Raw genomic sequence first — 5,513 nt, forward strand, 5'->3', positions numbered from 1 at the left:
AAGCGGTAAAAATTTTAATTTTTGCCGCTGAGGGGTTGACCAAGCGAAGCGCGGTAGGTTTTCTGCTTAGGAGTTTAATCATGTTTCAGACTTTTATTTCTCGCCATAATTCAAACTTTTTTTCTGATAAGCTGGTTCTCACTTCTGTTACTCCAGCTTCTTCGGCACCTGTTTTACAGACACCTAAAGCTACATCGTCAACGTTATATTTTGATAGTTTGACGGTTAATGCTGGTAATGGTGGTTTTCTTCATTGCATTCAGATGGATACATCTGTCAACGCCGCTAATCAGGTTGTTTCTGTTGGTGCTGATATTGCTTTTGATGCCGACCCTAAATTTTTTGCCTGTTTGGTTCGCTTTGAGTCTTCTTCGGTTCCGACTACCCTCCCGACTGCCTATGATGTTTATCCTTTGGATGGTCGCCATGATGGTGGTTATTATACCGTCAAGGACTGTGTGACTATTGACGTCCTTCCCCGTACGCCGGGCAATAATGTTTATGTTGGTTTCATGGTTTGGTCTAACTTTACCGCTACTAAATGCCGCGGATTGGTTTCGCTGAATCAGGTTATTAAAGAGATTATTTGTCTCCAGCCACTTAAGTGAGGTGATTTATGTTTGGTGCTATTGCTGGCGGTATTGCTTCTGCTCTTGCTGGTGGCGCCATGTCTAAATTGTTTGGAGGCGGTCAAAAAGCCGCCTCCGGTGGCATTCAAGGTGATGTGCTTGCTACCGATAACAATACTGTAGGCATGGGTGATGCTGGTATTAAATCTGCCATTCAAGGCTCTAATGTTCCTAACCCTGATGAGGCCGTCCCTAGTTTTGTTTCTGGTGCTATGGCTAAAGCTGGTAAAGGACTTCTTGAAGGTACGTTGCAGGCTGGCACTTCTGCCGTTTCTGATAAGTTGCTTGATTTGGTTGGACTTGGTGGCAAGTCTGCCGCTGATAAAGGAAAGGATACTCGTGATTATCTTGCTGCTGCATTTCCTGAGCTTAATGCTTGGGAGCGTGCTGGTGCTGATGCTTCCTCTGCTGGTATGGTTGACGCCGGATTTGAGAATCAAAAAGAGCTTACTAAAATGCAACTGGACAATCAGAAAGAGATTGCCGAGATGCAAAATGAGACTCAAAAAGAGATTGCTGGCATTCAGTCGGCGACTTCACGCCAGAATACGAAAGACCAGGTATATGCACAAAATGAGATGCTTGCTTATCAACAGAAGGAGTCTACTGCTCGCGTTGCGTCTATTATGGAAAACACCAATCTTTCCAAGCAACAGCAGGTTTCCGAGATTATGCGCCAAATGCTTACTCAAGCTCAAACGGCTGGTCAGTATTTTACCAATGACCAAATCAAAGAAATGACTCGCAAGGTTAGTGCTGAGGTTGACTTAGTTCATCAGCAAACGCAGAATCAGCGGTATGGCTCTTCTCATATTGGCGCTACTGCAAAGGATATTTCTAATGTCGTCACTGATGCTGCTTCTGGTGTGGTTGATATTTTTCATGGTATTGATAAAGCTGTTGCCGATACTTGGAACAATTTCTGGAAAGACGGTAAAGCTGATGGTATTGGCTCTAATTTGTCTAGGAAATAACCGTCAGGATTGACACCCTCCCAATTGTATGTTTTCATGCCTCCAAATCTTGGAGGCTTTTTTATGGTTCGTTCTTATTACCCTTCTGAATGTCACGCTGATTATTTTGACTTTGAGCGTATCGAGGCTCTTAAACCTGCTATTGAGGCTTGTGGCATTTCTACTCTTTCTCAATCCCCAATGCTTGGCTTCCATAAGCAGATGGATAACCGCATCAAGCTCTTGGAAGAGATTCTGTCTTTTCGTATGCAGGGCGTTGAGTTCGATAATGGTGATATGTATGTTGACGGCCATAAGGCTGCTTCTGACGTTCGTGATGAGTTTGTATCTGTTACTGAGAAGTTAATGGATGAATTGGCACAATGCTACAATGTGCTCCCCCAACTTGATATTAATAACACTATAGACCACCGCCCCGAAGGGGACGAAAAATGGTTTTTAGAGAACGAGAAGACGGTTACGCAGTTTTGCCGCAAGCTGGCTGCTGAACGCCCTCTTAAGGATATTCGCGATGAGTATAATTACCCCAAAAAGAAAGGTATTAAGGATGAGTGTTCAAGATTGCTGGAGGCCTCCACTATGAAATCGCGTAGAGGCTTTGCTATTCAGCGTTTGATGAATGCAATGCGACAGGCTCATGCTGATGGTTGGTTTATCGTTTTTGACACTCTCACGTTGGCTGACGACCGATTAGAGGCGTTTTATGATAATCCCAATGCTTTGCGTGACTATTTTCGTGATATTGGTCGTATGGTTCTTGCTGCCGAGGGTCGCAAGGCTAATGATTCACACGCCGACTGCTATCAGTATTTTTGTGTGCCTGAGTATGGTACAGCTAATGGCCGTCTTCATTTCCATGCGGTGCACTTTATGCGGACACTTCCTACAGGTAGCGTTGACCCTAATTTTGGTCGTCGGGTACGCAATCGCCGCCAGTTAAATAGCTTGCAAAATACGTGGCCTTATGGTTACAGTATGCCCATCGCAGTTCGCTACACGCAGGACGCTTTTTCACGTTCTGGTTGGTTGTGGCCTGTTGATGCTAAAGGTGAGCCGCTTAAAGCTACCAGTTATATGGCTGTTGGTTTCTATGTGGCTAAATACGTTAACAAAAAGTCAGATATGGACCTTGCTGCTAAAGGTCTAGGAGCTAAAGAATGGAACAACTCACTAAAAACCAAGCTGTCGCTACTTCCCAAGAAGCTGTTCAGAATCAGAATGAGCCGCAACTTCGGGATGAAAATGCTCACAATGACAAATCTGTCCACGGAGTGCTTAATCCAACTTACCAAGCTGGGTTACGACGCGACGCCGTTCAACCAGATATTGAAGCAGAACGCAAAAAGAGAGATGAGATTGAGGCTGGGAAAAGTTACTGTAGCCGACGTTTTGGCGGCGCAACCTGTGACGACAAATCTGCTCAAATTTATGCGCGCTTCGATAAAAATGATTGGCGTATCCAACCTGCAGAGTTTTATCGCTTCCATGACGCAGAAGTTAACACTTTCGGATATTTCTGATGAGTCGAAAAATTATCTTGATAAAGCAGGAATTACTACTGCTTGTTTACGAATTAAATCGAAGTGGACTGCTGGCGGAAAATGAGAAAATTCGACCTATCCTTGCGCAGCTCGAGAAGCTCTTACTTTGCGACCTTTCGCCATCAACTAACGATTCTGTCAAAAACTGACGCGTTGGATGAGGAGAAGTGGCTTAATATGCTTGGCACGTTCGTCAAGGACTGGTTTAGATATGAGTCACATTTTGTTCATGGTAGAGATTCTCTTGTTGACATTTTAAAAGAGCGTGGATTACTATCTGAGTCCGATGCTGTTCAACCACTAATAGGTAAGAAATCATGAGTCAAGTTACTGAACAATCCGTACGTTTCCAGACCGCTTTGGCCTCTATTAAGCTCATTCAGGCTTCTGCCGTTTTGGATTTAACCGAAGATGATTTCGATTTTCTGACGAGTAACAAAGTTTGGATTGCTACTGACCGCTCTCGTGCTCGTCGCTGCGTTGAGGCTTGCGTTTATGGTACGCTGGACTTTGTAGGATACCCTCGCTTTCCTGCTCCTGTTGAGTTTATTGCTGCCGTCATTGCTTATTATGTTCATCCCGTCAACATTCAAACGGCCTGTCTCATCATGGAAGGCGCTGAATTTACGGAAAACATTATTAATGGCGTCGAGCGTCCGGTTAAAGCCGCTGAATTGTTCGCGTTTACCTTGCGTGTACGCGCAGGAAACACTGACGTTCTTACTGACGCAGAAGAAAACGTGCGTCAAAAATTACGTGCAGAAGGAGTGATGTAATGTCTAAAGGTAAAAAACGTTCTGGCGCTCGCCCTGGTCGTCCGCAGCCGTTGCGAGGTACTAAAGGCAAGCGTAAAGGCGCTCGTCTTTGGTATGTAGGTGGTCAACAATTTTAATTGCAGGGGCTTCGGCCCCTTACTTGAGGATAAATTATGTCTAATATTCAAACTGGCGCCGAGCGTATGCCGCATGACCTTTCCCATCTTGGCTTCCTTGCTGGTCAGATTGGTCGTCTTATTACCATTTCAACTACTCCGGTTATCGCTGGCGACTCCTTCGAGATGGACGCCGTTGGCGCTCTCCGTCTTTCTCCATTGCGTCGTGGCCTTGCTATTGACTCTACTGTAGACATTTTTACTTTTTATGTCCCTCATCGTCACGTTTATGGTGAACAGTGGATTAAGTTCATGAAGGATGGTGTTAATGCCACTCCTCTCCCGACTGTTAACACTACTGGTTATATTGACCATGCCGCTTTTCTTGGCACGATTAACCCTGATACCAATAAAATCCCTAAGCATTTGTTTCAGGGTTATTTGAATATCTATAACAACTATTTTAAAGCGCCGTGGATGCCTGACCGTACCGAGGCTAACCCTAATGAGCTTAATCAAGATGATGCTCGTTATGGTTTCCGTTGCTGCCATCTCAAAAACATTTGGACTGCTCCGCTTCCTCCTGAGACTGAGCTTTCTCGCCAAATGACGACTTCTACCACATCTATTGACATTATGGGTCTGCAAGCTGCTTATGCTAATTTGCATACTGACCAAGAACGTGATTACTTCATGCAGCGTTACCATGATGTTATTTCTTCATTTGGAGGTAAAACCTCTTATGACGCTGACAACCGTCCTTTACTTGTCATGCGCTCTAATCTCTGGGCATCTGGCTATGATGTTGATGGAACTGACCAAACGTCGTTAGGCCAGTTTTCTGGTCGTGTTCAACAGACCTATAAACATTCTGTGCCGCGTTTCTTTGTTCCTGAGCATGGCACTATGTTTACTCTTGCGCTTGTTCGTTTTCCGCCTACTGCGACTAAAGAGATTCAGTACCTTAACGCTAAAGGTGCTTTGACTTATACCGATATTGCTGGCGACCCTGTTTTGTATGGCAACTTGCCGCCGCGTGAAATTTCTATGAAGGATGTTTTCCGTTCTGGTGATTCGTCTAAGAAGTTTAAGATTGCTGAGGGTCAGTGGTATCGTTATGCGCCTTCGTATGTTTCTCCTGCTTATCACCTTCTTGAAGGCTTCCCATTCATTCAGGAACCGCCTTCTGGTGATTTGCAAGAACGCGTACTTATTCGCCACCATGATTATGACCAGTGTTTCCAGTCCGTTCAGTTGTTGCAGTGGAATAGTCAGGTTAAATTTAATGTGACCGTTTATCGCAATCTGCCGACCACTCGCGATTCAATCATGACTTCGTGATAAAAGATTGAGTGTGAGGTTATAACGCCGAAGCGGTAAAAATTTTAATTTTTGCCGCTGAGGGGTTGACCAAGCGAAGCGCGGTAGGTTTTCTGCTTAGGAGTTTAATCATGTTTCAGACTTTTATTTCTCGCCATAATTCAAACTTTTTTTCTGA

General features: G+C 44.5%; 8 protein-coding genes. All 8 read left to right on the forward strand.

What is annotated here, in order from left to right; translation table 11 throughout:
* Positions 1-608: hypothetical protein (locus ALP8811_RS16585; protein ID WP_501981619.1), on the forward strand; the 608-nt coding region annotated here is incomplete at its 5' end.
* Positions 609-616: 8 nt separating this feature from the next.
* Positions 617-1,603, forward strand: coding sequence for a Minor spike protein (locus ALP8811_RS16590; protein WP_000466547.1), 987 nt, complete (start codon positions 617-619; stop codon positions 1,601-1,603).
* 63 nt (positions 1,604-1,666) lie between these two features.
* On the forward strand, positions 1,667-3,208 hold the full coding sequence (locus ALP8811_RS16595) for a replication endonuclease (protein WP_000252566.1): 1,542 nt from the start codon (positions 1,667-1,669) through the stop codon (positions 3,206-3,208).
* Complete coding sequence (locus ALP8811_RS16600) at positions 3,141-3,293, forward strand: hypothetical protein (RefSeq protein ID WP_435988044.1); 153 nt, start codon at positions 3,141-3,143, stop codon at positions 3,291-3,293. The genes ALP8811_RS16595 and ALP8811_RS16600 overlap by 68 nt, the downstream gene beginning before the upstream one ends.
* Positions 3,226-3,465: a phage DNA packaging protein C gene (locus tag ALP8811_RS16605; RefSeq protein WP_016670801.1), complete on the forward strand. Its 240-nt coding sequence runs from the start codon at positions 3,226-3,228 to the stop codon at positions 3,463-3,465. Before ALP8811_RS16600 ends, ALP8811_RS16605 begins: the two co-directional genes overlap by 68 nt.
* Positions 3,462-3,920, forward strand: coding sequence for a scaffolding protein D (locus ALP8811_RS16610; protein ID WP_000084700.1), 459 nt, complete (start codon positions 3,462-3,464; stop codon positions 3,918-3,920). The genes ALP8811_RS16605 and ALP8811_RS16610 overlap by 4 nt, the downstream gene beginning before the upstream one ends.
* Entirely contained in the window at positions 3,920-4,036 is a 117-nt protein-coding gene (locus ALP8811_RS16615) for a phage DNA packaging protein J (RefSeq protein WP_000033471.1), read from the forward strand. Before ALP8811_RS16610 ends, ALP8811_RS16615 begins: the two co-directional genes overlap by 1 nt.
* Positions 4,037-4,072: 36 nt before the next feature.
* Positions 4,073-5,356, forward strand: a complete 1,284-nt coding sequence (locus ALP8811_RS16620) for a major capsid protein (protein ID WP_000065572.1) — start codon at positions 4,073-4,075, stop codon at positions 5,354-5,356.
* The last annotated feature ends 157 nt before the right edge of the window (positions 5,357-5,513 follow it).

Origin of the sequence: Aliiroseovarius pelagivivens (assembly GCF_900302485.1) — a bacterium.
Classification (GTDB): domain Bacteria; phylum Pseudomonadota; class Alphaproteobacteria; order Rhodobacterales; family Rhodobacteraceae; genus Aliiroseovarius; species Aliiroseovarius pelagivivens.

What these genes read in the sequence shown, in the direction of transcription:
- ALP8811_RS16590 (WP_000466547.1), top strand. Translation starts at nt 617, where the DNA reads ATGTTTGGTGCTATTGCTGGCGGTATTGCTTCTGCTCTTGCTGGTGGC.
- ALP8811_RS16620 (WP_000065572.1), top strand. Translation starts at nt 4,073, where the DNA reads ATGTCTAATATTCAAACTGGCGCCGAGCGTATGCCGCATGACCTTTCC.
- ALP8811_RS16595 (WP_000252566.1), top strand. Translation starts at nt 1,667, where the DNA reads ATGGTTCGTTCTTATTACCCTTCTGAATGTCACGCTGATTATTTTGAC.
- ALP8811_RS16610 (WP_000084700.1), top strand. Translation starts at nt 3,462, where the DNA reads ATGAGTCAAGTTACTGAACAATCCGTACGTTTCCAGACCGCTTTGGCC.
- ALP8811_RS16615 (WP_000033471.1), top strand. Translation starts at nt 3,920, where the DNA reads ATGTCTAAAGGTAAAAAACGTTCTGGCGCTCGCCCTGGTCGTCCGCAG.